At 60.2% G+C, this 26,536-nt stretch carries 23 protein-coding genes and 1 pseudogene; 12 read left to right on the top strand and 12 right to left on the bottom strand.

What is annotated here, in order from left to right; translation table 11 throughout:
• Positions 1-14 precede the first annotated feature (14 nt).
• From QF043_RS18755 to QF043_RS18725, 7 genes are all read right to left on the bottom strand, one after another.
• A complete protein-coding gene (locus QF043_RS18755; protein ID WP_307419742.1) occupies positions 15-791 on the bottom strand; it encodes a polysaccharide biosynthesis/export family protein in 777 nt (258 codons plus the stop codon).
• A 29-nt stretch (positions 792-820) separates the two neighbouring features.
• Positions 821-1,732: a glycosyltransferase family 2 protein gene (locus QF043_RS18750; protein ID WP_307419740.1), complete on the bottom strand. Its 912-nt coding sequence runs from the start codon at positions 1,730-1,732 to the stop codon at positions 821-823.
• Position 1,733: 1 nt separating this feature from the next.
• The gene (locus tag QF043_RS18745) at positions 1,734-3,194 is read right to left on the bottom strand and encodes a mannose-1-phosphate guanylyltransferase/mannose-6-phosphate isomerase (protein ID WP_307419739.1); all 1,461 of its coding nucleotides are present in this window, start codon (positions 3,192-3,194) and stop codon (positions 1,734-1,736) included.
• A complete protein-coding gene (locus QF043_RS18740; protein ID WP_307419737.1) occupies positions 3,194-4,633 on the bottom strand; it encodes an undecaprenyl-phosphate glucose phosphotransferase in 1,440 nt (479 codons plus the stop codon). The genes QF043_RS18745 and QF043_RS18740 overlap by 1 nt, the downstream gene beginning before the upstream one ends.
• A gap of 421 nt (positions 4,634-5,054) precedes the next feature.
• Entirely contained in the window at positions 5,055-7,541 is a 2,487-nt protein-coding gene (locus QF043_RS18735; RefSeq protein ID WP_307419735.1) for a TonB-dependent receptor, read from the bottom strand.
• A 106-nt stretch (positions 7,542-7,647) separates the two neighbouring features.
• Positions 7,648-8,598, bottom strand: coding sequence for a FecR domain-containing protein (locus QF043_RS18730; RefSeq protein ID WP_307419734.1), 951 nt, complete (start codon positions 8,596-8,598; stop codon positions 7,648-7,650).
• The gene (locus QF043_RS18725; protein ID WP_307421446.1) at positions 8,585-9,100 is read right to left on the bottom strand and encodes a sigma-70 family RNA polymerase sigma factor; all 516 of its coding nucleotides are present in this window, start codon (positions 9,098-9,100) and stop codon (positions 8,585-8,587) included. Before QF043_RS18725 ends, QF043_RS18730 begins: the two co-directional genes overlap by 14 nt.
• Positions 9,101-9,271: 171 nt before the next feature.
• Between QF043_RS18725 and QF043_RS18720 the strand changes: the two genes are divergently transcribed.
• The gene (locus QF043_RS18720; protein ID WP_307419732.1) at positions 9,272-9,901 is read left to right on the top strand and encodes a LysE family translocator; all 630 of its coding nucleotides are present in this window, start codon (positions 9,272-9,274) and stop codon (positions 9,899-9,901) included.
• Between the two features lie 810 nt (positions 9,902-10,711).
• On the opposite strand, the gene inhA is transcribed toward QF043_RS18720, so the two are convergent.
• Positions 10,712-11,392, bottom strand: coding sequence for an isonitrile hydratase (gene inhA, locus QF043_RS18715; protein WP_307419731.1), 681 nt, complete (start codon positions 11,390-11,392; stop codon positions 10,712-10,714).
• A gap of 90 nt (positions 11,393-11,482) precedes the next feature.
• Here inhA and QF043_RS18710 point away from each other — a divergent pair, with 90 nt between their 5' ends.
• Entirely contained in the window at positions 11,483-12,451 is a 969-nt protein-coding gene (locus QF043_RS18710) for a GlxA family transcriptional regulator (protein ID WP_305458963.1), read from the top strand.
• A gap of 100 nt (positions 12,452-12,551) precedes the next feature.
• Positions 12,552-14,778, top strand: a pseudogene (locus QF043_RS18705) (ATP-binding protein).
• On the opposite strand, the gene QF043_RS18700 reads toward QF043_RS18705, so the two are convergent.
• The 4 genes from QF043_RS18700 to QF043_RS18685 form a co-directional block, all read right to left on the bottom strand.
• Positions 14,761-15,666, bottom strand: a complete 906-nt coding sequence (locus QF043_RS18700; RefSeq protein ID WP_307419730.1) for an alpha/beta fold hydrolase — start codon at positions 15,664-15,666, stop codon at positions 14,761-14,763. The pseudogene QF043_RS18705 and the gene QF043_RS18700 sit on opposite strands and share 18 nt — an antisense overlap.
• 83 nt (positions 15,667-15,749) lie before the next feature.
• Positions 15,750-16,295, bottom strand: coding sequence for a GNAT family N-acetyltransferase (locus QF043_RS18695; RefSeq protein ID WP_307419729.1), 546 nt, complete (start codon positions 16,293-16,295; stop codon positions 15,750-15,752).
• Between the two features lie 123 nt (positions 16,296-16,418).
• Positions 16,419-18,245: a glycoside hydrolase family 15 protein gene (locus QF043_RS18690; protein ID WP_307419728.1), complete on the bottom strand. Its 1,827-nt coding sequence runs from the start codon at positions 18,243-18,245 to the stop codon at positions 16,419-16,421.
• Positions 18,238-19,038, bottom strand: coding sequence for a glucose 1-dehydrogenase (locus tag QF043_RS18685; RefSeq protein ID WP_305458969.1), 801 nt, complete (start codon positions 19,036-19,038; stop codon positions 18,238-18,240). Before QF043_RS18685 ends, QF043_RS18690 begins: the two co-directional genes overlap by 8 nt.
• Before the next feature lie 256 nt (positions 19,039-19,294).
• Here QF043_RS18685 and QF043_RS18680 point away from each other — a divergent pair, with 256 nt between their 5' ends.
• The 9 genes from QF043_RS18680 to cysC are packed head-to-tail and all read left to right on the top strand — an operon-like array spanning position 19,295 to position 26,504.
• Positions 19,295-20,011, top strand: coding sequence for an HAD family phosphatase (locus QF043_RS18680; RefSeq protein ID WP_307419727.1), 717 nt, complete (start codon positions 19,295-19,297; stop codon positions 20,009-20,011).
• 25 nt (positions 20,012-20,036) lie between these two features.
• Positions 20,037-20,801, top strand: coding sequence for a transaldolase family protein (locus QF043_RS18675; protein ID WP_307419725.1), 765 nt, complete (start codon positions 20,037-20,039; stop codon positions 20,799-20,801).
• Positions 20,752-21,261, top strand: a complete 510-nt coding sequence (locus QF043_RS18670; protein ID WP_307419724.1) for a hypothetical protein — start codon at positions 20,752-20,754, stop codon at positions 21,259-21,261. The genes QF043_RS18675 and QF043_RS18670 overlap by 50 nt, the downstream gene beginning before the upstream one ends.
• Entirely contained in the window at positions 21,258-21,986 is a 729-nt protein-coding gene (locus QF043_RS18665) for a sulfotransferase family protein (protein ID WP_307419723.1), read from the top strand. The genes QF043_RS18670 and QF043_RS18665 overlap by 4 nt, the downstream gene beginning before the upstream one ends.
• Before the next feature lie 10 nt (positions 21,987-21,996).
• On the top strand, positions 21,997-22,722 hold the full coding sequence (locus QF043_RS18660) for an SDR family NAD(P)-dependent oxidoreductase (protein WP_307419722.1): 726 nt from the start codon (positions 21,997-21,999) through the stop codon (positions 22,720-22,722).
• Complete coding sequence (locus QF043_RS18655; protein WP_307419721.1) at positions 22,719-23,855, top strand: hypothetical protein; 1,137 nt, start codon at positions 22,719-22,721, stop codon at positions 23,853-23,855. The genes QF043_RS18660 and QF043_RS18655 overlap by 4 nt, the downstream gene beginning before the upstream one ends.
• A 12-nt stretch (positions 23,856-23,867) precedes the next feature.
• Positions 23,868-24,638 (top strand): bifunctional 2-polyprenyl-6-hydroxyphenol methylase/3-demethylubiquinol 3-O-methyltransferase UbiG, encoded by a 771-nt coding sequence (locus QF043_RS18650; RefSeq protein WP_307419720.1) that lies wholly within the window; start codon positions 23,868-23,870, stop codon positions 24,636-24,638.
• Positions 24,639-24,648: 10 nt separating this feature from the next.
• Entirely contained in the window at positions 24,649-25,878 is a 1,230-nt protein-coding gene (locus QF043_RS18645; RefSeq protein ID WP_307419719.1) for a nitrate/nitrite transporter, read from the top strand.
• On the top strand, positions 25,875-26,504 hold the full coding sequence (gene cysC, locus QF043_RS18640) for an adenylyl-sulfate kinase (RefSeq protein WP_307419717.1): 630 nt from the start codon (positions 25,875-25,877) through the stop codon (positions 26,502-26,504). Before QF043_RS18645 ends, cysC begins: the two co-directional genes overlap by 4 nt.
• Positions 26,505-26,536: the final 32 nt, after the last annotated feature.

The following is a 26,536-nucleotide window of genomic DNA, read 5'->3' as shown; positions in this document are numbered from 1 at the left end:
GGGATGTCGCTCCTTCAGTTATTGCCGCCGCTGGTTCGGGTGTAGTTGTAGCCAACCCCGATCGACTTGGTGAACGGGATCAGTTGGTTCAAGTAGGTATCCACCCCTTGGATGCGCTCGCCGACGTTGGATTTGGGCACGAACACCACATCGCCGCGTTGCAGGTGCACCGGTTTACGCCCGTTGGGGCCGGGCTTGAGGTATTGGCTGAAATCCAGGAAGTAGGCGTGATAAGCACCCTGGGCATCTTCGCGCAGCAGCGCGACCATGCTCGCGTTGCCCGATGGGTTGACCCCACCGGCACCGACGATGGCTTGTTCCAGGGTGTTGGCCGTGCCCAGCTGCACGGCGGTGGGGTTATTCACCGCGCCGCCGACGATCACCGAGTTGCCCGGTGCCTGGTTGATATTCACTGTCACCCGCGGTTCGCGATACACCGGCGCGAGCTTGTTGCTCAGTTCGGTGGCCAGCTCCGAGGGCTGGCGCCCGGCGACCTGGATCGGCCCTAGGAACGGGTAGTTGATCTTGCCGTCGGTCTGCACCGTGTACAGCGTCAGCTCATAAATGGTGCTGACGTTGAACGCCGACAGCGTCGGCATTTCCCCGGCATCCCGCACGATGCGCAACTGGTCGCCGATGCGGATGCGCTCCACCGCCGGTGGCAGCTGCGCAAGCTGGTCGAGGGCGCGTTTGCCGTCTTCAACGGTCTGGTTATCCGGCGGGACGATGCGTGCGGGCGTATTGCAGGCGGCCAACGCCATCATGGCCAGGACGAGCAAGGTTCGTTTCATCAAGGGGGACTTCCTGTAGGTCATGATGCTCACCTCCAATAACCGGGGAACATGCTGATGCGCCGCTTGAGGGCGAGGGGGAGCCGACGTTCCAGATGGCCCAGCCGGTAGCCGAGCAACTTGAACGCGCTGCGCACCAGTACTTCGGGCACGCGGTGCAATGCACCGGCTGCGCGCAATGCCGCGAGCTCAGCCAGTACATAGCGTTTACCTTCACCGCCGGCATCGCCGAACGCCTGGCGAATCCACGGCTCGCGACCGTAGAACACGCCAATGTCGAAGTAGCGGTGGAACTCATCCATGAGTCGGTAATCGTGGGAGTGGTACACCCGCGCCGTGGCGGCGTAACGCACGGTGTAGCCTTCGAGCAGCAGGCGTGCGGCGACGTAGGCGTCTTCGCTGCCGATGACATCGGCGGGGAAGCCGCCGACGGCCTGCAAGGCGCTGCGTCGGTACACGCAAAACGAGTCGGAGCTGAAGCAGGTTTTGATCCCGAGCGTGGGCGCGTCGGCCATGCGCTTGGTGCGGCTTTGGTCCGGGTAATTGAAGTGCCGCGACTGCGCGCCCAGTACGCCGGCGCCGGGGTGTGGCAACTGGCGCCCGTAGGCCACGCCGGTGAGCGGGTCTTGCTGCAGTTCATCGAGCAGGTTGGCGAAGGTCTCGGCATCGGCGGGGATCGCGTCCTGGGTCATCACGATCAGTGCGTCACCGCTCACTTGCTCACTGGCCCAGCGGCGTGTGCCGCCGTGGTTGAAATCACGCGCGTCGATCACCTCGACCCGGGCGCCGAACTCGCGAAAGCGCGCCACGGTGTCATCGCTGGAGGCGCTGTCGACCACCAGCATCTCGTCCGGTTGCAGCGTCTGCATGTGCAGCGCAGGCAGCAGTCGCGCCAGGTGGCTGGACGCGTTGCGGGTCGGGATGATCAACGAGGTGCGCATATCACTTCTTCACTTCTGCCGGTGCACGCCCATAGATGTCGTCAAAGCGCACGATGTCGTCCTCGCCCAGGTACTCGCCGCTTTGCACTTCGATCATCACCAGGTCGATGATGCCGGGGTTGGTCAGGCGGTGCTTGTGCCCGGCCGGGATGTAAGTGGACTCGTTGGCATTGATCAAAAACTCACGCTCGCCATTGGTGATCTGCGCGGCACCACTGACCACCACCCAGTGCTCGCTGCGGTGATGGTGCATCTGCAACGACAGCGAAGCCTGGGGCTTGACCACGATGCGCTTGATCTTGAAGCGGCTGCTTTCCTCCAGCACCGTGTAGGTGCCCCACGGCCGGGTGACGGTGCGGTGCAAGCTGAACGCCGGGTGGTTCTGGCGCTTGAGTTCGGCGACGATGTAGCGCACATCCTGGCTGCGGTTGGCGTCGGCGATCAGCAACGCATCGGGGGTGTCGACGATGATCAGGTCGCGCACGCCGACGGCGCCGAGTACGCGCTTGGGCGAGTCGATGTAGCAGTTGTGCACGTCATGCAAAATCGCTTCGCCATTGACCTGGTTGCCATGCGCATCGCTGGGCGTGAGCTGGCGCAGCGCTTCCCAGGAACCGATGTCGCTCCAGCCGATATCGCAGGGCACCACGGCGACTTGCTTGGACTTCTCCATCAAGGCCACGTCGATGGAAATGTCCGGCGCGCTGGCGAACGCATCCGCATCGAGTTCGCGCTGGCGTGAGGTTTTGTTTTGCAGGCCATGGCTGTGTTCCAAAGCGGCTCTGGCAGCGGTCAGCACCTCGGGGGCATGGGCGGCGAGTTCGTCCACCAGGGTGCCGGCCTTGAAGCAGAACATGCCGGCGTTCCACAGGTGCTTGCCACCGTCGAGGTAGGCTTGCGCGGTGGCCAGGTCGGGTTTCTCGACAAAGCGTTTGACGCGGTTGCCGGTGCCCAGCGCATCACCTTTTTCGATATAGCCAAAACCGGTTTCGGGGTGATCGGGCTGGATGCCGAAGGTCACCAGGTAGCCGGCTTCAGCCAGGTCGCGCGCCTGGGCCACCGCCTCGGCAAACGCGACTTCATTGAGGATCAGATGGTCGGCGGGCATCACCAGCAGCTGTGCGCTGTCACCGAAATGCTCCTGCACATGCAAGGCCGCCACGGCGATGGCCGCAGCGGTGTTGCGCCCGAAGGGTTCGAGCAGCAGATCCAGGGGCAAGTGGGCCTTGTTGACCCCACGGTAGTCATCCAGGGTACGAAACAGCAGGTCGCGGTTGGTCACCGTGAGCACGCTTTCCACGCCGGGCAACTTGGCTGCGCGCTGGAAAGTCTTTTGCAACAGGCTCTGGCCGTCACGCATGCGCATGAAGGGCTTGGGCATGTTCTGCCGCGAGACCGGCCACAGCCGCGTGCCCGAACCACCGGAAATGATGCAGGGAATTAATCCGTTGAGGGTGTTCATCAATAGACTTCCTTGGTGGAGAGGACGGCCGGGACCGTCATGAAGACGATGTACAAGTCAAACCACACCGACCACTTGGAGATGTACTCCAGGTCGTACTCGACACGTTTCTGGATTTTGAACAGGGTATCGGTCTCGCCCCGATAGCCGTTGATTTGCGCCCAGCCGGTGATGCCTGGCTTGACGCGATGGCGCGAACTGTACTCGCTCACCGCCACTTCGAAGGGGATGCCTGCGGCTTTGGTGGCCGTGGCATGCGGGCGCGGGCCGACCATGGACATATTGCCCAGCAGCACATTGAACAGCTGCGGCAGCTCATCGATGCTGGTTTTGCGAATGATGCGGCCCACGCGGGTAATGCGCGGGTCTTTGCGGGTGGTCTGCTGTTCGGCGGTGAAGTCGCTCTGGTCGGTGAACATCGAGCGGAACTTGAACACGCGAATTTCGTTGTCGTTGTAGCCATAGCGGTTCTGGCGAAACAGCACCGGGCCCTTGGAGTCGAGCTTGATGGCGATGGCTGTGAGCAGCATCACCGGCGACAACGCCACCAGGGCCAGGCTGGCCAGCAGTAAATCTTCACAGCGCTTGATAAACGGCGACCAGCCGCGCAATGGCAACTGCGAGGTATTGAACATCAGGATGCCGCCCACGTCGGTGATGCGGCTGTGGCCGTAGCGCAGGGCGGCCATGTCGGGCACCAGCATCACGTTCACCGACATCTGCCGCAGGCGGTTGACCAGCCCGTGGATACGCTGCTCGGCGGCCCATGGCAGGCAGATCATCACCTGGTTGACCTGCTCGGCGCGGATCAGTTTTTCCAGGTCACGGGTGTTGCCCAGCAAGGGCAGGTTGCTCAATTCCTTGGGAATGCGCTCGGTGCGGTCGTCAATGAAGCCGATCAGGCCGGAGCGGATATCGCCATTGCGTTGCAAGTGGTCGGCAATATGTACGGCGGTGTCGGTAAAGCCCAGGATCACCGTACGTTGCAGGTACTTGCCCTTGCGCATCAGGTTGCGATACAGGCGCAGCATCACCAGGCGTTCTACGCAAAACAAACCCAGGCTGGCGATGTACCAGACCACCAGGTTGCGCGGGGTCAATTGCGGGAAAAACTGCAGGATCTGGTACATGAACAGCAAGATGCAGAACGCCGCGGACCAGGCGACGATACTGGTGCGCAGGCGCAGGCGATTGCTGAACAGCTCTTCGGAGTAAATCCCCAGGGCCTGAAACAGAATAATGCTCAGGACTGCGAAAAACAGCAGCAGACCGAGAAAGTGGGAGCGCATCTCTGGTTCCAGCGGGTCAAGGAACAACACCAGCACCAGCGGCGGCAAAATCGCAGTCAGGCCATGTACCAACTTGACGAAAACAACAAAAAATTCAACAAATCCAGCACGGGTCAGAAACAGGCTATCGACTGACGACTTTTCTCGCATAAAACATCCCTCATTGCACTCCAGACTCTCTGTTCGGCTACTTCACCCTGCTTGATAAGAGGGCAAATCGAACGACGGCTATGCTGGGTAAAACGCAACTATTTCATCCACGTGCAACCTTCCAAATGGAGGAAATTGGCAGGGGCAGTGACTAAAGGAGTGTTCCTTTTATTGGCTTGATCAGAAAATTGACTGTGGAGCGAAGGTGGTATTCCAGACACGTTGAGAGGTGTTTTTATGTGTCATGTTCTTGACCTTCCTTGTTCATGCACTCGGTCTTGGGGTGTGATTTTGAGTGTAGGAACAAATATGGGAATTTTCCTGCTAGATGAGTAAACCTTTTTCGAAGGGACGTAGGAAAAGGGGACAAAGAGAGGTCGGCAGAGCGCCCTCGGCGCCCTGCCTGCGGGGTGGGAAGGGGTTAGAAGTTGCCTTTCAAACTCACAGTGAAATTGCGCGGTTCGCCGTAAAAATTACCCCAGGCGGCAGTGCCGACGGTCTGGTAATAGTGTTTGTCGAACAGGTTGTTGCCATTGAGCGCCACGGTCCAGGTGTCATCCACCCGGTAGGCCAGCCGCGCACTCCACAGGGCGTAGCCGGGCTGTTCGAGCTTGATGCCCTGCACGCGATAGTTGCTGCTCTGGGCGTTGACCCCAGTGCCCACGCTCCATTTCGACAGCGCGCCGTCGAGTTGGTAGTCGCCCCACATCCGCAGCATGTGCCGTGGCACATAGCTGTTGCCAATGCCACCTTCGATGGCACTGTCGATGTTTTTCAGGGATTTGGTCTGGGTATAGGTGTAGCCGCCTGACACCTGCAAGCGCTCCAGCAGTTCGCCGCTGACTTCGGCCTCGACACCCTGGGCGCGGGTCTTGCCGCTGTCGGAGTAGCAATAGCCATCGGAGGAGGTCGGGCACAAGCTGAGGTAGTCGGTTTCGGCGGCGTTTTTCTGCACCGCACGGAACAGCGCGAGGGAGCTATTGAGGCGCCCGTCGAACCATTCGCCCTTGATGCCCAGTTCATAGTTTTCGCCGATCAGCGGCTTGAGGGCCGCGCCATCCACTGTGGCGTACGAGCTTTGCGGCTGGAAGATATCGGCGTAGCTGGCGTACACCGACAGGTGTTCGTCGAGGTCGTAGATCAGCGCGGCAAACGGCGTGACCTCGCCGGTTTCTTTGGTGCGTGCATCCTGCACGGCCCATTCGCCCCAGGCCAGGTTATTGGACTGACGGCGGTTCTGGTACCAGCTTACCCGGCTACCGACGATAAACATCAACGGCTCGGCCAGGCGCAGGCGCAAGGTGGCATAGGTGCCGTACTGGGTGGCGGTTTCCTTGACCGTGCCGCCTCGGTACATATTCGGCCAGAAGGTGTCGTTGGCCGGCTCCGGGAAGTGGTGGTCGGGCTGGTAGATGCTCTGGCGCGTCGGCAGGCTCCGGATCGCGTAGACGTCGTCCTGGGTGCCACGGCTGCCGTTGGCGCCGATGATCAGTTCATGCTCCAGGCCGAAGGCTTCGAACTTGCCGTCCAGGTAGGCGTCGAGGCCGAAGTCCTTGTGATCGTAGTCCATCAGCGCGGCGTAGGAATTGGCAGTGGGTGCGGGGTCACCATAGGCGATGGTGCCTTCGCTGGCGGCGTACTTGGTGTCTTGCAGGTTGCGGCTATGCACGGCCGCGACCTTGAGTTGCCAGTCGTCGTTGAAGTGGTGGGTGAGGTCGGCGAAGAAGGTGGCGCGCTGGCTTTGCCAGTCGTTCCAGGATTGGCCAAGGCAGGTGGAACGGCTCAGTTTGGCGCTCTTGCCATCCTTGTAGCGCGGCACACCGCCCCAGCACGGGCTGGCGTCGATGTCTTCGTAGCTGGCGCCCAGCCCCAGGGTGGTGTCGGGGTTGAGGTCGACATCCAGCGCGGCGTAGAAGGCCTGGTCCTTGCGTTTGGAGACGTCCATGTAGGAGCCGCGATCCTGCTGGCTGAACGCCGCGCGGCCGCGCACGGTGCCGCTGTCATTCAGGGGGCCGCCGGTGTCGACGTCGGCGCGGTAGTTGTCCCAGGTGCCGGCGGCCAGCGACAGGCTGGAGGTCGGCTTGGCCTGGGGGCGTTTACGCACAAAGTTGACCGCACCACTGGCGGTGCCGGCACCCTTGAGCATGCCGGCTGCGCCCTTGAGCACCTCCACGCGGTCGTAGATCGCCATGTTGGCGCTGAAGCTGTCGGCCTGTACATAGTCTTTGCCCATGTCCAACGGTACCCCGTCGTACTGGTACTGGCCGAGCATCTTGAAGCCGCGGGAATAGAAGTATTTACCGCCCATGGGCGATGCGTAGGCGGTGATCCCCGGGGTGCGTTCCATCACCTCTTCGATGGTGGTGAGGTTCTGGTCATCCATTAGTTGGCGGGTCATCACACTGACCGATTGCGGGGTTTCACGCAGGCTGTGTTGGCCTTTACCGATGGTGACCGCGCCTGTGGTGTAGGAACCGGTGCCGTCGGTGGTAGCACCCAGACGCTCGCCCGTTACCGTGGTGGCACCGAGGTTCAGCGCGCCGCTATCGGCCATGTAGGGCAATAGCAGCCAGGTGCTAGCGCCTTGACGTTGTGCCTGTAAGCCCTGGCCACGCAAGAGTTCGCTCAAGGCTTGCTCGCGCTCAAAGCGCCCGTTCAAGCCGGGGCTCGATTTGTTGGCAACGCTGGTGGCGTCGTAGGACAGACTGATGCCGGCCTGGCGGGCGAACTGGTCCAGCGCGTGGGTCAGCGGGCCAGGGGCAATGCCCCAATCGCGTGCCAGGGTGTCGTTGGCGAGTGTTTCGGCCATCACGGCCAGCGGCAGGGCGCCGCCGCTCAGGCAGGCGCCCAGCAGGGCGGCCTGCAACGCGCGCTTGAGGGGGGAACTATGGGAAGGGAACGCTTGCATGACCGCGGGATGCTCCTTTAAGGAAGTGAACAGAACCGGCCTGTTGATCGGCCTTTCCTTACAGGTCGAGCGGCAATGAGAAATAACCTCATTTATTTTTGAAGCCTTAAACGCGGGGCGTGACCGTGACCCAATAACGGCTGCGATAGGTGACGTTCACCGCCAACGACTGCGCCACCAGGTTGAGCACCTGGTCGGTGTCATCCAACTGGTAAGTGCCCGACACGCGCAACCCGGCCACGGCCTCGCTGCAACGCAGCAAACCGTTGCGGTAGCGGCTCAGTTCGGCGAGGAAGTCATCAAGGCGCATGTTGTGGGCGCTGATCACGCCGTCACTCCAGGCCCAGGGGTCCAGGCCGTTAGCGATGGGAGGGCGCAGATGGGTGTGGTTGAACAGTACCTGCTCGCCGGGGTTGAGCAGTTGGCGGGCGCTGCTGTCGTACAGGCCGGCAAACACCGCCACGCTGCCCTGTTGGACGGCGAGCAACGTGCCTTGGCCTTCTTCGCGCACCATAAAGCGCGTGCCGACGGCGCGCAGGTAGCCGTCTCGGGTTTGCACCCAGAAAGGTCGACTGTCGACGCCGGTGTGGATCAGCATTTCGCCCTGGCGCAGGTGTACCCGGCGCTGTTTGGTACTGAGCGAAACGTCGATCGCACTGGCGCTATTGAGCTGGATCTGGCTGCCATCGTCGAGCGTCACCCAGCGTCGCTCGCCGGTGGCGGTGCGATAGTCAGCCATCAACTCGGGCAGGGGCGTGTAGTCGCGCCCAAGCCAGGCGAGGCCGGCGGCGCCGGCAAACAGGCCCAGCACCTTTAAGGTGTCACGGCGGCTGATGCGTTGGCGTGCGCTGTTGAGGGCATCGCGCCCGGCACCGGCGGGCACGTGGCTGAACTCATCGTTCATGGTTGCCACCTGTTGCCACACCCGTTGGTGTTCGGGGCTGCTTTGCAGCCACTGTTCGAACGCGGCGGTGCTGACGTCATCGGCGACGTTAAAACGCAGCCGGATCATCCACTGGATGGCCTGGTCGACCAGGCGCGGGTCAACGTTCGGCATAACGTAGCCGGTAGCAGGCATGCAGGGCTTTGGACAGGTCGCGCTCAACGGTGGCCTTGGACACACCCAGACGCAGGGCGATTTGTGCGCAGGTCAAGCCGTCCAGTTGCGCCAGCAGAAACGCTTCGCGCACCCGTGGCTTGAGCTGGTCGAGCAGGCGGTCGATGCGCTCCAGGCTGTCGAGGATCAGCAGGCGGGTTTCTTCCGACGGCACATCCACTTGCGGGAAGTGCGCCAGGCTTTCAAGGTAGGCGCGCTCCAACTCGCGGCGCCGGTACTGGTCGATCATCAGGCTGCGCGCAATGCTGCTCAGGTAGGCGCGCGGTTGTTGCAAGGTCTGATGTTTGCGCGCGTTAAGCAGGCGCACAAAGGTTTCCTGCGCCAGGTCCGCGGCACGTTCACGACAGCCTGTGCGCCGGCTCAACCAGCCGCGCAACCAGGACGAGTGGGCATGGTAGAGCTGGCCGATGGCGGCAGAGTCCAGAGGATGGTCGCTCAACAGGGGCATCCTGATGCAGGGTCTTATTGATAATGTTTCGCATTCTAATCGTTGGTTGTGGCAATGGGCAATCACCCGGCGTGAGTGTTGGCGAAGAATGTATCCAGCACAATTTTTTGTGACCCCAAGGCGCGCCGTTTAATCTGGGGACTTTCTCTGGTGGATGGCCTGAGCATGATCGACCTTGCAACCCTCGCGGTTTTTTCCGGCGCTGTTTTGCTGTTGCTGCTGTCACCGGGGCCGAATATGGCATTTGTCATCAGCCATGGCGTGAGTTATGGCTGGCGCGCAGGGGTGGCGTCGAGCCTGGGGATCTGCGTGGCGGACGTGTTGCTGACCGCCTTGACGGCCAGCGGGGTCACCGCCTTGGCCGCCAGTTGGCCGCCGGCGTTTGATTTGATTCGTTACGCCGGGGTGATCTACCTGTTGTGGCTGGTGTTCAAGACCTTGCAAAAAGGCACCGGCCTGGACATGACCCAGGTCCGTCGCGTGCGTTTGCGGCATGTGTTTGTGCAGGCCATGCTCAACAGTTTGCTCAACCCTAAGGCGTTGTTGTTTTTTATGGTGTTCCTGCCCCAATTCGTCAGGCCCGAGGCCGGCTCCATCGCCATTCAACTTTGGGTGCTGGGCGGCGTTCTGACCCTGATCGCCGGGGTTTTTCATGCCTTGCTGGGCATTTTTGGCGAGGCGATCAGCCGAATGTTTGCGGGCAGTCGCCACAGCGCCAGGCTACAGAAATGGGGCCTGGCGACCGTGCTGATGCTATTGGCCGCGCGGTTGGCACTGATGTCCCGGCCAGCCTGACCCACCGCTTTCGCAGCCTCGCTAAAGCTCGACAGCTCCCACAGGGGATCGGCTTTGTTGCTGAGGTCTCGATTAGCAGGGCCATCGCGGCAAGCGCAAACCCCGCCAGCGCAGCCGTTCAACTGTGGGAGCTGTCGAGCCCCAGCGAGGCTGCGAAGGCGGCGGCACTGGCGGAGTATAAGTTGCCTGACCCACCGCTTTCGCAGCCTCGCTAAAGCTCGACAGCTCCCACAGGGGATCGGCTGTGTTGCTGAGGTCTCGATTAGCAGGGCCATCGCGGCAAGCGCAAACCCTGCCAGCGCAGCCGTTCAACTGTGGGAGCTGTCGAGATCCAGCGAGGCTGCGAAGGCGGCGGCACTGGGGAAACATAAGCTGCCTGATCCACCGCCTTCGCAGCCTCGCTAAAGCTCGACAGCTCCCACAGGGGATCGGCTGTGTTGCTGAGGTCTCGATTAGCAGGGCCATCGCGGCATACACAAATCCCCCAGCGACAAAGATCCAATGTGGGAGCTGTCGAGCCCCAGCGAGGCTGCGAAGGCGGCGGCACTGGCGAAATATAAGCTGCCTGACCCACCGCTTTCGCAGCCTCGCTAAAGCTCGACAGCTCCCACAGGGGATCGGCTTTGTTAGTCAGGTCTCGGTTCGCAGGGCCATTGCGGCAAGCGCAAATCCCGCCAGCGCAGCCGTTCAACTGTGGGAGCTGTCGAGCCCCAGCGAGGCTGCGAAGGCGGCGGCACTGGCGACACACAAGCTGCCTGACCCACCGGCATAACCGACCTGCAGCCGCAGAGTTTTGCTGCAGTCGTGGCGTCAGCCCAACCGCGCGGCCGCACGCGCCACAATTTCACCGCGCACCCGACGTGATTCCGTCGTGCGCTTGTTGGCTTCCTCCAGCACATGTTTGGGCGCGGTGTCCGGGCTGCCCGCTTCAAACGGTGGTGCCGGCGCGTATTCGATCTGCAACTGCACCAGTTGTGCGGCGGCTTCGCTGTACAGCTCGGCGGCCAGGGTCAGCGCAAAGTCGATCCCCGCAGTAATCCCGCCACCGCTGAACAGGTTGCCATCACGCACCACGCGCGCCTGTACCGGGATGGCGCCCAGTGGGGCGAGGAGGTCGTGGTAGGCCCAGTGGGTGGTGGCTTTGCGGCCGCGCAGCAAACCGGCCGCGCCGAGCACCAGTGAGCCGGTGCATACCGAGGTCACGTAGCGGGCGGTCTGTGCCTGGGCTTTGAGGAAGTCGAGTGTTTGCGGGTCTTCCATCAAGGCGCCGACGCCGGAACCGCCGGGCACGCATATCACATCCAGGCGCGGGCAGTCGGCATACGTCATGGTCGGAGTGAACACCAAACCGGTGCTGGAAGTGACCGGTGCCAGGTCTTTCCACACCAGGTGCAGCGTCACATCCGGCAGCGAACCCAGCACGTCATAGGGGCCAGTAAGGTCCAGTTGCTGGATGCCGGGAAACAACAAAAAGCCGATCTGCAAGGTCATGAATCAAGCTCCGATAAAGGGGTGGACGGCTTCACTGTAGAGGCCTAGGCTTTGGCGAATACGCCATTGAACCCACAAATCACGCCAATCATGACCCGGATCATTCACGTGCTCGCTTTTGATAATGCCCAGGTGCTCGACGTGACCGGGCCGTTGCAGGTGTTCGCCTCGACCAATGACCTGGCGCGCCAGCGCGGCCTGGCGTTGCCTTACGCGGTCTCGGTGGTCGCCGCGCAGGACGCGCCGGTGATGACCTCCGCCGGCCTGGCGTTGGTGGCCGAGCCGCTGCCCGCGGCGGATACACCCTGCGACACGCTGGTGATCGCCGGCGGCTGGGGCGTGTACGGCGCCGCCGAAGACCCCGCGTTGGTGCAGTGGGTGCGCGAAAAGGCCAGGCACACACGGCGCATGACGTCGGTGTGCACCGGGGCTTTTTTGCTCGCCGCCAGCGGCCTGCTCGACGGCTGCCGTGTGGCCACCCACTGGACTCGCTGCGAAGAGCTGGCGCGCAAGTTTCCCGCGCTGACGGTGGAGTCCAACCCGATCTTCATCCAGCAAGGTGCGGTGTGGACCTCCGCCGGCGTCACCGCCGGCATCGACCTGTGCCTGGCCCTGGTGGAAGAAGACCTGGGCCGCGCCGTCGCCCTGGAAGTGGCGCGGCATTTGGTGGTATTCCTCAAGCGTCCGGGCGGGCAATCGCAGTTCAGCGCAACCTTGTCGCTGCAAAAGGGCGACAGCCGCTTTGCCGACTTACACGCCTGGATGGCCGACAACCTCACCCTGGATTTGAACATCGCCACCCTGGCCGCCCAGGCCGGCATGAGCGAGCGTAGTTTTGTGCGCCACTACCGCACCGAAACCGGCCAGACCCCGGCCCGCGCCGTCGAATTGATCCGCGTGGAAACAGCGCGGCGGCAGTTGGCCGACAGCACGGCATCGATCAAACGCATTGCGGTGCAATGCGGTTTTGGCTGTGAGGAAACCCTGCGGCGCAGTTTTCTGCGGGCCTTGGATGTCACGCCCCAGGCCTACCGGGAACGCTTCTGCCAACCGGTTTGAATGAAAACATACACAGTTGAACCAAGGTGCTATGTTGGCGCAAGTATCTCGTGCGGCGACCTGCGCCATCATTCCTTCCGCCCCCGGCGTGACCTGTCTCATGAAGCCATTGCCTGCGACCAACGCCGATCCCCTGCGGGACGATTGCGCGAGCGAGCCCATTCACATTCCAGGGACCATCCAACCCCACGGGTTGTTGTTAACGCTAAGCGAACCGGCGTTGGTGGTGCTGCAAGCCAGTACTAACCTCAATACAGCCTTGGGGCTGGGGCCTGGAACCTTGACCGGGAAGGCCTTGGCCAGCCTCGTTGGCGATGCGGCGTTGGCCGGCATTCGGTTGGCGCTGGCAGACCTGGATGCGGATGAAGATGAACTGCATCAGGTGACGCTCAACGGCGAATTGTTTGATGCGTTATTGCACCGCCATCAAGGCCTGTTATTGCTCGAGTTGGAGCGCTCCGTGACGCCCCGGCATACGGCCCAGCTGCACGTGGCCCGAACCTTGCGCCGCCTGCAGTCGGCCAAGAGCCTCGATGGGCTCTACCAGACCTGCGTCACCGAGATTCGCGCCCTGACCGGCTATGACCGGGTCACCCTGTATCGCTTCGAGCAGGAGGGCCACGGCAAAGTCATCGGCGAATCCCTCAGCGACGGTATGCAGCCGTACCTGGGCCTGTGTTTCCCTGCCTCGGACATCCCGCCCCAAGCCCGCGAACTCTACCGGTTGAACTGGATTCGGGTGATTCCCGACGCCGAGTACCTGCCGGTGCCGATCCTGCCGGCCCTGCGCCCGGACACCGGTCAAGCCCTGGACCTCAGCTTTGCGGTGCTGCGCAGCGTCTCGCCGGTTCACTGTCGCTATCTGAAAAATATGGGGGTGCGCTCGTCGATGAGCATTTCCCTGCTCAAGGACGATCAGCTCTGGGGGCTGATTACCTGCGGTCACCGTGAACCCTTGCGCGTGCCCCATGAATTACGCACTGCCTGTATCAGCATCGGCCAGCTGTTGTCGATGCAGATCACGTTGCTCCAGGAACAGGAGGCGCGTCGTCAGCAGCAGGAAAAAACCGCCATGATCGACAGGTTGGTCGCCGCCATGACGGCGCAAACGTGCGATGTACTGGAGAGCCTGTTGCCCCACGCCGACACCTTGCTGAGCCTGACAGCCGCCGAGGGGCTGGCCATTCTGGTGGAGGAGCGCCTGCATCGGTTTGGCGTTTGCCCCAGCGAGGCTGACATTCGTGCGCTGTACCCGTGGATTCATCAGCAGGGCAAAGGCGTGGTCGCCAGCCACCAATTGTCCGCCGACTTCCCGCCGGCTGCCGCCTGCCAGGCCTTCGCCAGCGGCTTATTAGCCTTGCGACTGCCCAAGCCTACGGACAACGCAGTGATGTGGTTCCGCCCTGAGATCAAAACGACCGTGCAGTGGAGCGGCGAACCGATCAAACACGGCGAAGCGGGGGCAGCGGCGTTGAGCCCACGCCAGTCATTTGCCCTATGGAAGCAGCAGGTGGACGGCAAGGCGCTGCAATGGTCGGCCTCGGAGTTACAGGCCGTGGAGAGCCTGCGCCGTAACGCCCTCGAGCATGACCTGGCGCGCCAGGTGCAGCGCGAGCATGCAGCCGTGCGGGCGCGGGATGAGCTGGTGGCGGTGGTTTCCCATGACCTGCGCAGCCCGCTGACGATCCTGCTGATGCAATGCGGCATGATGCGCAAGATGGTGCCCGCCGACGACACCAAAGCCACCCTTCGCTTGAACATCGCAATTGAAACCATGCAAACCGCGACCGCGCGTATGAACACGTTGCTGACGGACTTGATCGACCTTTCCCGCATTGAAGCGGGGCGCTACCAGGTCGCCTTGCAAGCGGTGGACGTGGCGCCCACGCTGGAGCAGCTCGGGTTGATGTGGCACCCGCTGGCAGCGGCCAAGGGCGTTAACCTCACGTGGCGGACCCAGCCAGGGCTGTGCGTGCAGGCCGACCCGGAGCGTCTGTTCCAAGTGTTTTCAAACCTGTTGGGGAATGCCCTGAAGTTCACTGACCCGGGCGGGGCGATCGAGGTGATTGCCCAGGCAGCAGGCGACGATGTGCTGTTTCGCGTGTGTGACAATGGCGCCGGTATCGGCGCGGCGCAGTTGCCCTACATCTTCGAGCGCTATTGGACATCCCGCGAGGGCAACCCCAAGGGCAGCGGCCTGGGCTTGTATATCTGCCATGGCATCGTCGAAGCCCACGGCGGCTCGCTTTTGGGCAGAAAGCGTGGTGGGGCAGGGCAGTGTCTTCAGCTTCAGGATCGCGGCGGCGCTCTCACGTTCTGTCGAGTAGTTCAAACAGCGCCTCAAGGGTCACCTGCGGCGCTTCCTGGAACACATTGTGGCCAACACCCTGCAACACCTGGCGCCGATACACGCCGCTGAAGCACGCCACATCGTCGTCCTCCACCGGGGCCGGGCCGACGCCATCATCGGCGCCGCACAGCGAGATGCTCGGCACCGAAATCGGCGGCTGCAGCGCCAGGGCCTGCTCGATGGCTTCCAGCGCCGGGTCGCCGGGGGCGTACATGAAGCGATGGCGATAGGAGTGAATGACCACCTCGACAAAATCCGGGTTATCAAACGATGGCGCGGTCTTGGCGTAGAGGCTCGGCCCTTCGGCCCAGGTCGGCGACCACAGCTTCCACAGCAGCGCGCACAGCTCGCGGCGATTGGCGCTCAAACCGTCCACGCCACGCTGGGTGTGAAAGTAGAACTGATACCACAGGCGATGCTCTGTGTCGGGCGCACGCGGCTTGAGTGAATGGGCGATGTCCTGAATGTTGTAGCCATCTCCCGTCACCAACCCACGTACGCGCTCGGGCCACAGCGCGGCGACGATACACGCGGCGCGGCCACCCCAGTCAAAACCCGCCAACGTGGCTTGCGGGATGTGCAGGGCATCCATGAAGTCCAGCAGGTCCTTGGCCAACGCCGCCTGTTGGCCGGAGCGCATGACCTGCGCATTGATAAACCGCGTGGGGCCATAGCCGCGCAGGTAGGGCACCAGCACGCGGTAGCCACGCTCGGCCAGCACCGGCGCGATGTCATCGTAGCCACGCGGGTCGTAGGGGAAACCATGCAGCAATATGATCGGCGCACCGCCTTCAGGGCCGTGGGCTTCATAGGCCACGTCGAGCATGGAGGTGCGCACGTAGAGCAGTGGGGCGAGTGGGTTCATGACGGTCTTCTCGTAGCAGGCCAAAGGTGAAAAACTTTAGTCGAACGCTGTGACGGGAGATCGAACGATCGAAGGCAATGTTCTTACTTGTCTAGACACTCGCGCACCAACAATCCCAGTGCTGTCAGGTCATGCCGCTGGCCATTCCAGAACCCGGCCTCTCGCAATGTGCCTTCGGTTTTAAAACCCAGGCGTTTCAATAGCGCTAGAGAAGCAAAGTTCTGCGGATGCACCAAGGCTTCTACCCGATGCAACTGCATATGCTCAAAGCCCCAATCGAGCATGGCCTGCAAGGCTTCGCGCATCAAGCCTTGCCCGCGAGCAGCAGGGGCGAGTTCGCAGGACAAAGCGCAGCTGTTCCAGGCGCGGTTCCACTTGAACAGGCCGCAACTGCCAATCAATGTGCCTTGGTGTTCAAGGCCCCAGCGGGTGCCTGGGTTGGGGTGAGTGCGCCACTGGGCGAAGGTGTTGATAAGGGCTTCGGCCTGGGCGAGGTCAGTCATGGGGTCGGCGCCGAACCAGCGCATGCTCGCGGCATCGGCGTGGATGGCGAACAGCGCGGGGGCGTCGGTTACTTGCAGTTCTCGCAGGCGCAGGCGCGGGGTTGCGAGGGTAGGAAATCCGCTCATGGCGCCAGGGTCGCGAAAACCGGGTCGCGATCAACGATTTTGACCAAAGGATGCCGCCCCACCTCTACCTCCATGTTTTGCGCACAATCGAACGACGCGTCTGGCCATTGTGCCCAGCCCGCCTCAGGGTTGCCACACGGTCTTTACCCCACTGAGCTTGCGGTCCAAGAAAGTCGCCGCGCTGATCAGCGCCAAGTGGCTCAGCGCCTGGGGCGTATTGCCGAGGTGATGGGCCTGGCTGTCGAATTCTTCGGCGTACAGGCCCAACGGGTTGGCGTAGCGCAGCAGTTGTTCGAATTCCAGGTGGGCTTTCTCCACCTGGCCGGCGCGGGCCAGGCATTCGACGTACCAGAACGAGCAGGCCGTAAAGGCGCCTTCGGTACCTTGCAGGCCGTCAATCTGGCTGTCGTCGTTGCGGTAGCGATAGACCATGCCGTCACGCACCAGGCTTTTCTGGATCGCTTCCAGGGTCGACAGCCAGCGCGGGTCGGTGGCCGCGACGAAGCGCACCAGCGGCATCAGCAGCATCGAGCCATCCAATGCGGTGCTGCCGATATGTTGCACAAAATGGCCGCGCTCTTCGTTCCAGAAGTTGCTCCAGATGTCGGCGTAGATGGCCTGGCGGGTCTGGTCCCAGCGTGCGAATGGGGCCGGCAGCGAGCGTTTGGAGGCCAAGCGGATCGCGCGGTCCAGCGCCACCCAGCACATCAGCCGCGAATGCAGGAAGTGATGCTGCTCGCCGCGCATCTCCCAGATGCCCACGTCTTTCTGGTTCCAGATTTCGCAGACCTGGTCGGCCACGTCCACCGTGTGTTTCCAGCCTTCGTGGGAAATCGCCTCGCCGTATTTATTGACCAGATACACCGCGTCCATCAGTTCGCCGTAGATATCCAACTGGATCTGGTCGAACGCCTCATTGCCGACGCGCACCGGCTTGGCGTCGCCATGCCCACTCAAGTGGTCGAGTGTGGTTTCCGGCAGCTGCTGACGCCCATCGATGCCATAGAGGATATTGATTTTGGTCGGCTGCCCGCAGCAATCGCTGACCCGGCCTTTGAGCCAGCGCATGTAGCTGTTGGCTTCTTCGACAAAGCCCAGGCGCATAAACGCGTAGACGGTGAACGAGGCGTCGCGGATCCAGGTGTAGCGGTAGTCCCAGTTGCGTTCGCCGCCGGGAGACTCGGGCAGGCCGAAGGTGGCGGCGGCGATGATCGCGCCGTGTTTGCGTGAGGTCAAAAGCTTCAAGGCCAGCGCCGAGCGGTTGACCATTTCGCGCCAGCGTCCACGGTAATTGGATTGCGCGATCCAGCCGCGCCAGAACTTCAGGGTGCGTTCCAGGTACAGGTCGGTGCAATCGTTGGTGACGCGTGGGTCGTCGGCGCCACCGAGGACAAACTCGGCGCCTTCATCCTGGCTCAGGCTAAAGCGTGCGACTGCCGCCTGGTCTTCGAGGTTCAGCGGATGGCTGCCGACCAGGCGCAGGCCGGGCTGGCCGTCGGCCGTAAACAGCACGCCACCGTTATCGGTCTTCGCCTGGGTCGCTGCACGGGCATAGTCATGGCGCACGGCGCAACGCAGGTGAAGAGTGGCTGTGCCGCTGACCACACGCACGCGGCGAATCAGCAGCGGCAGGTCGTCGACGTCTTCGCCGACGGACAGCAGGTCAGTGATTTCCACCACCGCTTCATCACTCAGCCAGCGGGTTTGCAGCACATTGGTGTCGGGCAGGTAGATTTGCTCGCGGCGCGCGTTAGGCAGGTCGGGAGTGAGTTGGAAAACACCGGCTTCGGGCGTGTCCAGCAGCGAGCAGAAGACTGACGGGCTGTCGAATTCCGGCCAGCAGAAAAAATCGATGCTGCCTTTATCGTTCACCAGCGCTGCACTGCGCATATCGCCGATGATGCCGTGGGCATCGATGGCGCTTTGGGGTTCGTTCTTGAAATCAACCATTGCCACGAAACTCCGGATAAAGGCTCATGCCGCCATCAATAAACAAGGTGCTGCCCACCACGTAGTCGGAGGCATCACTGGCCAGCCAGACCACCGCGTTGGCCACGTCTTCCACGTCGCCGACGCGACCGTAGGGAATCAACTTGAGCAGTTCTTGTTCAGCCGCGCCTTCAGTGGCCGCACGGTTGATTGCCGTGCGAATCGCCCCTGGCGCGATGCCATTGATGCGGATGCGCTGTTCACTGACTTCCTGGGCGAGGGTGCGCATCAGCATCTCCACGCCGCCCTTGGAGGCTGCGTAATTCACATGCCCGGCCCACGGGATGACCTGGTGCACCGAACTCATGTGGATGATTTTGCCGGCCGCCCGCGAGACGCCGTCGCGGATGCCCTGGCGATTGAAGATCCGTACGGCGGCGCGGGCGCACAGGAACTGGCCGGTGAGGTTGACGCCGATCACGGTGTTCCAGTCATCAAGGGTCATGTCGACCAGATTGGCGTCTTTTTGCAGGCCCGAGTTGGCCACCAGAATGTCCAGGTGGCCGAAGGCCTCGAGGGTCTTTGCAAATAAACGCTCTACGTCGGCTTCTTTGGACACGTCGCCACCGATGGCAATCGCCCGCCCGCCGCCTGCGTTGATCTGAGCGGCAAGGGCTTGCGCCGGCGCCGCCTGAGAATTGTAGTTGAGCACCACGGCCGCCCCGGCCTCGGCCAACGCCTTGGCCGCACCTGCGCCGATGCCGGAGCTGGCGCCGGTGACCAGGGCCACTTGTTGCTGCAAGGAGATCTGCATTGCCCGCCCACCGTTTTATGAGAGTCCTTTGTGCTGACTGACACGCGTCGGTAGAAGTTCAGCCAGCTCAAATGGGTTTTTCCGCGATAGCGCTTCATCTGACGGAATAAAAAACACATTATAAATAATTAAAAGTAATTAATAATCCACTAAAAATCATTTGACAGGATTTTGCTCTGAGCGTCTTATAGGCGCTCATCAATGTGCTCCGCTGGTAGTTCAGAAGTCATCGCGGATATACCTATAAGAGATGCCTATGCACCCATTGGCTTTTATAGGGGAACTACCAGTTCAGGAGGCAGCGCCTGTCCGCGTGGGCGTGCCTAAGTTAGTGATCTTCGATTGCGACGGTGTATTAGTGCAAAGCGAAGAAATCACCCTGTCTGTATTGATTTCCCTGCTGAATGAACAAGCACGTCGTGACACCCCAGAGGCTAAGGGTCTTGACTCAGTAGAATTCATTGAGCGCTTTCGTGGGCGCAAGATTGCCGATTGCTTACGTGAAGCTGAACAGTTCTTGAATATTTGCCTGGACAGTCAGTTTGAACAAACTTTTCGTCAGCATGCACGCGTTGCTTTGACTGCGCAGTTAAAACCTACCGATGGAATCCATGAAGTGTTGGAAGGCCTGACGCTACCTTTTTGCGTAGCCTCCACTGCGCCCCTTAATAAAATAGAACACTGTTTACGCCTCACGGGGCTGTGGTCTTATTTTGAGGGGCACATTTTCAGTTGTTACGAATTAGGCCGTTGGAAACCAGACCCTTTGGTGTTTTTAACGGCGTGCGCTGCTTATAACGTCGACCCCCGTGATGCATGGGTTATTGAAGACAGTATCGCCGGTATTCACGCGGCGGTTGCAGCCAATATAAGTGTGTTGGGTTTTGGGCCGGTAGACCGACATTCAATGTTGGCCGATGCCGGGGCGTTACCTTTTTCTGATATGCGTGAATTACGCACGTTACTAGCGTGATATGACTACTCAAGGAGGAGGCGTTGTGAAGATTTCAGGTTATACAGAGCGACTAAAGAGTAATGATCAACGTTCGGAGGTGTGGTGGGATTCGTCGCCGGCCGTCTATGTACCTTATAAGAAACACTTGCTTGAGAAATACCCCGCAGCCTTCAGTTCCATAGAACAGTTAATGCCCGACACGTTTGCGCAACCCGGCGGGTTCAGTAATGTAACGACAAACCCTCGTCTGGTAACGGCGGTGATTCTTGAAAAACGTGACTATTGGTTGTCGCGGTTCAATCTCGCCAAGCTGGCGCCCCAAGAGTTGCGCAGGAAGCTGTACGACGAAGTGATCGTGCAGGGCGCTTCCGATCTGAAGCAGCGTTGGGTTCAATCCGGCCAGCGTGAAGGCTGGATTTGCGCGCAAGTCGATCCTGTCGATGTGCGCTGCGCTGAACGCATGACTGCCAGGGGAGTGGCGCTGCGTCAGTTGGCTGCGAACGTGATGGTGAAGGTCCCCGCAAGCCTGGAGGGCCTTGCGACGGTTGAGCATTTAGTGGCGCAAGGCAGCTCAGTGAACATCACCTTCTGCTTCACGGTTGCGCAGTTCCAGGCAGGCATCGAGGCTATAGAACGTGGAAGGGTGACTGCACGCAGCAAGGGTGTCGACACACGCCACTGCAAGTATGTGATCACATTCATGATCGGGGCGCTTTGCCTGTCAGCCCGAGTTTGCGTTACAAGCGGCAGAGCGTGGCTTGGCACTGAGCCCGGAGGACCTGCGCTGGGCCGAGTTGTTGGTTTATGAGCAGGTACAGGCGCTGGTCTCGGCGTCGGCCGCGCCGGTCAAAACCCTGCTTTCCAGTATAAAAGTCGATGTCGACGAGCGTGGCAACAAGCACTGCTGGCACCTGGAGAAGACCGGCTTGTCGGCGACGTGCTACACACTGACGCCGGAAGTGGTTGAGTTTTTGGTTGAGCGCGAAAGTCGCGGTAAACCGGTATTTCCTGCGGGGGAACCCTTGAAACCGCCGGCTTCGACACTCGCGAAGTTGTTGCGTATTCCCTATTTCTGCGAAGCCTACTTTCTGGACGGCATCGAGCCTTATGACTTTTGCAACCATGAGGCTTTTATCAATACGTGCAATGAGGCCAACAGCGCGCACCGGCGCCTGGCCGACTTCTGCACTCGACTCTGCCCCCCTGCGCACGCTTTCAGCCGCTCCCTCAGTACGATCATGGCGGCCGAATACGGGGTGCTGGTATGAACAAGATGGTCGCCTTATGGGCGCACCCCCGTTCGCGGTCCACGGTGTTGGAGCGCGTGTTTATCGAGCGCGGAGACTTCGAGGTTTTCCACGAGCCGTTTGCCCATATGGCATTTTCTGCCGATTCTGAAATTCCGTCGGATGAATGGGACCACAGTTTCCCAACCACTTATCAGGGGATAAAAGAGCGACTGGTAACGACCAGGGAAACGGCCAACGTATTTCACAAAGACATGTGTTATCACTGCCTCGATGACTTGAAAGCTGACGTGGAGTTTCTGGCACAACAGGACAATATCTTTCTTGTTCGCGAGCCCGCCAGCAGCATTCTTTCGCATTATCGCGTACACCCCAACATGCCGTTGCAAGCCATTGGGCATAAAGCCTTGTACGAAATCTTTTGTGTGGTCACCAAACTTACCGGCAACGTGCCCTATGTGATTAATGCTGATGACCTGGCGGCAGATCCGGAACGGGTGATTGGTAAGCTGTGTGACTATTTGGGGATTGAATTCCTGCCGCAAGCCATGAGGTGGAAGCGCGAGTGCCCACCCCAATGGAAAACCTGGAGAAGTTGGCACGTCGCAGCAGAGAACAGTCAGTGCATTATTCCATCGAGTGAGCATCGCCCCAATAAAGAGGAACTCGACAATATACCCGCGTTAAAGGCGATGTATGACTATCACCGGGTTTTTTACGCGCGCATGAACGAATTCTGTCAATAGGGAGCAGGGCATGAAGAAGTTGGTTATTACCGGTGCCGCGAATGGAATTGGTCGGGCAACCTTGGAGCAGGCGATTGTTGAAGGTTACTTTGTCATTGCCGTGGATAAGGACGCGGACGCCCTTAACCGGCTGCAACAGACTTACGGTTCGAGTGTATTAGAGACTCATGTTGCCGATCTTGCCAATGATGCTGTGATCAAGGGCTTTATTCCAAGCCTGTATGAGCGTCATTCCACGCTCTATGGGTTAGTTAATAATGCAGGGCTGTATCACGGCAAAAGTATTTACGCCTATTCCGATAATGAAGTGGATGAAATGCTTAACGTTAACCTCAAAGCATTGCTTTATCTTTCCAAAGATTTCGCCGAACGGGAAATGAAGCACGAAGCGCCGCGCAGCATCGTCAATATCACCTCAGTGGCAGGGGAAGTGGGCAGTTGTGATGCCCTGTACGGCGCCACCAAGGCTGCCGTGATCGGCTTGACCAAGGCCAATGCCTGGAATTTCGCGCCTTTTGTGCGGGTAAACGCGGTATCGCCCGCACTGATTCACGACACCGCCATTTACGACACTATTCCTGAGTATCGGCGGGCGGAGTACGCGCGCCAGGAAATTCTCAGAGACCCGATCCTGCCCAGTGGTGTGGCCGAGGTCATCCTGCTGTTGGTCGGTGAAGGTTTGCGGCATATGACCGGCAAGGTTATCCCGGTTGATAACGGAGCCTACCCACGGTGAACCAGTCCATAGCGAAGAAAAAGTTGCTGTTGGTGGGCGCCGGTAACTTGTGCCTGCAAATTCTCAAGATTCTGGCGCCCAGGAACAGGTTCGAGTTTGTCGTGTTGGGGCGCAACGAAGAAGCGACCATCAGGCTGTGCAACCTGGTGACGCTGGCGTGCGCACAACTGGAACAGTATGTTGCTATCTCGCCGGTGATCGCTGACTTGACGGACATCGGCAGCGTTACCCAAGTGCTCCGGGAGCACGCGCCGGACATCATCGTGAACTGCGCCTCGTTGCAGTCATGGAGAGTGATCACCGGGCTGCCCAAACGCTCGTTCGAGGCGCTTGACCAGGCACAGTTCGGTCCCTGGCTACCCATGCACCTGACACTGATGCATGACTTGATGCAAGCTGTGAAGGCCTCCGGTATCGCCACCCTGACCGTCAATGCAGCCTTTCCCGATGCCGTTAACCCGATCCTGGCCAGGGTCGGGCTGGCCCCTGATATCGGCGTGGGCAATGTCGCCAACCTGATTCCGGCCGTGCGTTTTTCCATCGCGCGATTGCTGAAGTGTTCTCCCGCTGACGTGGAGGTGATGCTGTATGCCCAGCATTATTTCAGCCACTACGTGCCACGCGGCGGCCTGCCCCCGCGTGCCAGCTATCGCTTGTTGTATGAGGTTCGCGGCCGGCGTGAGGTCGCTCGTCTATCTAATGAGGTGATTTTTTCGACGGTGAAATCCGAATTTCGTCGCTTGGGCGGGGTTGATGGGCAGTTTCTAACCGCGTGTTCTGCGGTCACCGTGATCGAAGGGCTGTTCTCACCGACGCCGGTACTGGTGCACGCGCCAGGCCCGCTGGGGCTTCCGGGGGGCTATCCGGTCTGGCTTCAGGATGGACGCATCAATGTGCAGTTCTCCGACGAGTGCCCCTACGACGACGCGGTGCGCCTCAACAGCATTTGCCAAAGCCACGATGGTATCGACGAAATCCATTGCGACGGCTCGGTCACCTTCAACCCCAGGTGCATGGCAATCATGCAGACGATGCTGGGGTACTCCAAGGACATCATGTCGGTGCAGCAGTCTGCGGACTGTGCTCGGGAGTTGGCGGGAAAGTACCTGTCTTTCAAAAATTCAATCGGCTAGGGGCGGTGTGCCATGAGTCAAATCCTGGGGTATGAACACGAGGAAGTAGCCAATTACTCAACGCAGTATTCGCCAGACTTTGTCGAGCGCTGGGACGCGTTGATTGATTGGGAAAAAAGAAAGGCCGGCGAACAGGGGTTCTTTGAGCAGTTGTTGAAAAGTCACGGAGTGAAATCAGTACTCGATGTATCCACGGGCAGTGGTTTTCATGCCGTGCAACTCAAGCAGGCAGGTTTCGAGGTGGTCGCTACGGACGGCAGCGGCACGATGCTGAACAAAGCCCGACAAAACTTTCTTGAGCGTAACTTGGCAATTGAATCCCACCACAAAGAGTGGCTTGAGCTGGACCCGGACGTGCTGGGCACGTTCGATGCCGTGGTGTGTCTTGGCAGTTCACTGTGCCACGTGTTTGAGGCCAGCGACCGAATAAGCGTGCTGCGCACGTTCAGGGCCTTGCTCAAGCCAGGCGGTGTGTTGATTGTTGATCAGCGTAATTTCCGTGCTATTCGCGCGGGCAACTTCAAGTCCAGCGGCAACTATTATTACTGCGGTGCCAGCGCGTCGGTCAGCCTGGGGAGGGTCGATGCACAGGTGTGCGAGTTCATTTACGACTTTGACGATAAACAACGCTACAGCCTTAAAGTGTATCCGTTATTGCCTGCGGACCTGGCCGACGAGATTCGGGCCAGCGGCTTCTCTGCCTATAAGGAATACGGCGATTTTCAGCCCGTCTTCGACGGGATGAATTGTGATTTTGTCATCCACACCGCCCGCGCCGTGTGAGGGCGTCATGATGAGCACACTCGTACAGAATAATCCTCGCGTGCTGGACAGCGTGGTGTTGGCAGTCGTACTGACAGGGTTTGTGGCCAGTACCTACGGGTTCGGCGTTTATTTGTTCGCCAACCTGGTCGTTGATATGCGCCGAGATATCGGCTTTGACTACACCACTGTGGGCTTGATCACCGGGGGCGCACAAATAGGTTTCCTGCTGTTTTCTTCGGTCACCAGTTACATCAGCCGTTTTTTCGAAGGTTGGAAAATCAGCCTGGTGTCCACCGTGGTGACGTCTCTGGCCCTGCTGGGCTTGAGCGTCAGCGACAATATTTGGTTGTCGGGTGGGTTGTTGATATTGCTGGGAGGGTGCTCCGCTTCGGTTTACATCCCGCTGGCAGAAATCGTCACCAAGGGTTTCAGCCCAGGTAATCGCTCCCGGGTCATGGGGTTGATCTCCAGTGGAACCAGCTACGGCGTGTTTATCAACGGCTTACTGGTGTCATTTCTCACCTTGCAGGGTGGCTGGCGCTCGATCTGGCTGACGGCCGGCCTTGTGTCATTGGGTCTCTGTTTCGTGGCCTGGTTTCTGTTGCGTAACATGGGGGCTGACCAGACGGCTGGTTTTTCAGGTCATCGCTCGCGGTCGCTCGATGGCCAGACGCCATGGCTGAGCCGTTCGCTGTACCTGATCTGGGGCATCGCCTTTCTCAATGGGATGGCACTGCTGCCGTTTCAGACTTACCTGGCACCTTACCTTCGCGATGAATTAGGCGTTTCGGTACAGGACGCAGGGTTTATCTGGACGACGATCGGCGCTGTGGGGATGGCGTCGGGCTTTTTGGTGGGGTGGGTGGCGGACAAAGTGGGTGCCAGGGCCGCCCTGGCCATGTGCTTTCTGAGTGCGGGTCTGGCAGCCATGCTGGTGTTCAGTTTTAACGCTATCGCGTTGTTCTATTTAGCGGCTTTTTTGTTTGCGCTGGCGTTCTACCCCATCTTTGGGCTGGTCCCCAGCTATATCGGACAAATCGTTCCGGTCAACCGACTGACGCAGGCATTTGGCATTGCCAATGTGCTGATTGGCCTGGGTGGCGTGTGCGGTAACTTCCTGGGCGGGCTGTCCAAAGACCTGACAGGCTCGTTCTCGACAGTCTATTGGGTGGTTTCACTGCTTCTGTTTTTGCAATGCGTGATGGTGTTCATGTTGGGCAAACAGCCTGTTTCGCTGACGGAGGGAGAACGGCCATGAGCTATTTTGCGCAAGATCCGCAACAGAATTTGCATGCGTTTGCGTTCAATCACATGCGTGCCGAACAGTCGCAAATGAAGCACACACCCAGGGTCATTTGGATGACGGGGCTCTCGGCCTCCGGGAAGTCGACCATTGCCAATGCGCTGGATATTGCCTTACGGGCCCAAGGCCGGTTGACCTGCATCCTTGATGGCGACTCGGTACGCAGTGGGCTGTGTCGTGACTTGGGGTTCACCGACAGCGACCGGGATGAAAACATTCGGCGGGTCGCGGAGGTGGCGGGTTTGATGGTGGAGGCGGGACTTATCGTCATCGTCGCGCTGATCTCGCCGTCATCGGCCAGTCGGCATTACGCCCGCTCGATTATTGGCAACGAGCGTTTCGTCGAAGTTCACGTGGACGCCCCACTGGCAACTGCCGAACAGCGAGACCCTAAAGGTTTGTATAAAAAGGCGCGCTCGGGACTGCTCAAGAACTTTACGGGGATTGATTCGAACTACGACACTCCGTTGTTTCCTGAAGTGCATTTGCCGACTGACGTGATTTCGGTTGAACAAGCGGTCGGGATTATTCTTGACTGGATGGCGCGTGCGGAGGCCCCCGTTCAGCCATTGGTCTTCTAGCCGCGGGGCAGTGACTTCGACTCCAGGAAACG

Origin of the sequence: Pseudomonas sp. W3I7, from assembly GCF_030816095.1 — a bacterium.
GTDB classification, from domain to species: domain Bacteria; phylum Pseudomonadota; class Gammaproteobacteria; order Pseudomonadales; family Pseudomonadaceae; genus Aquipseudomonas; species Aquipseudomonas salomonii.
The sequence above is the reverse complement of the archived record's forward strand: the minus strand, read 5'-3'. Positions and strand labels throughout refer to the sequence as shown.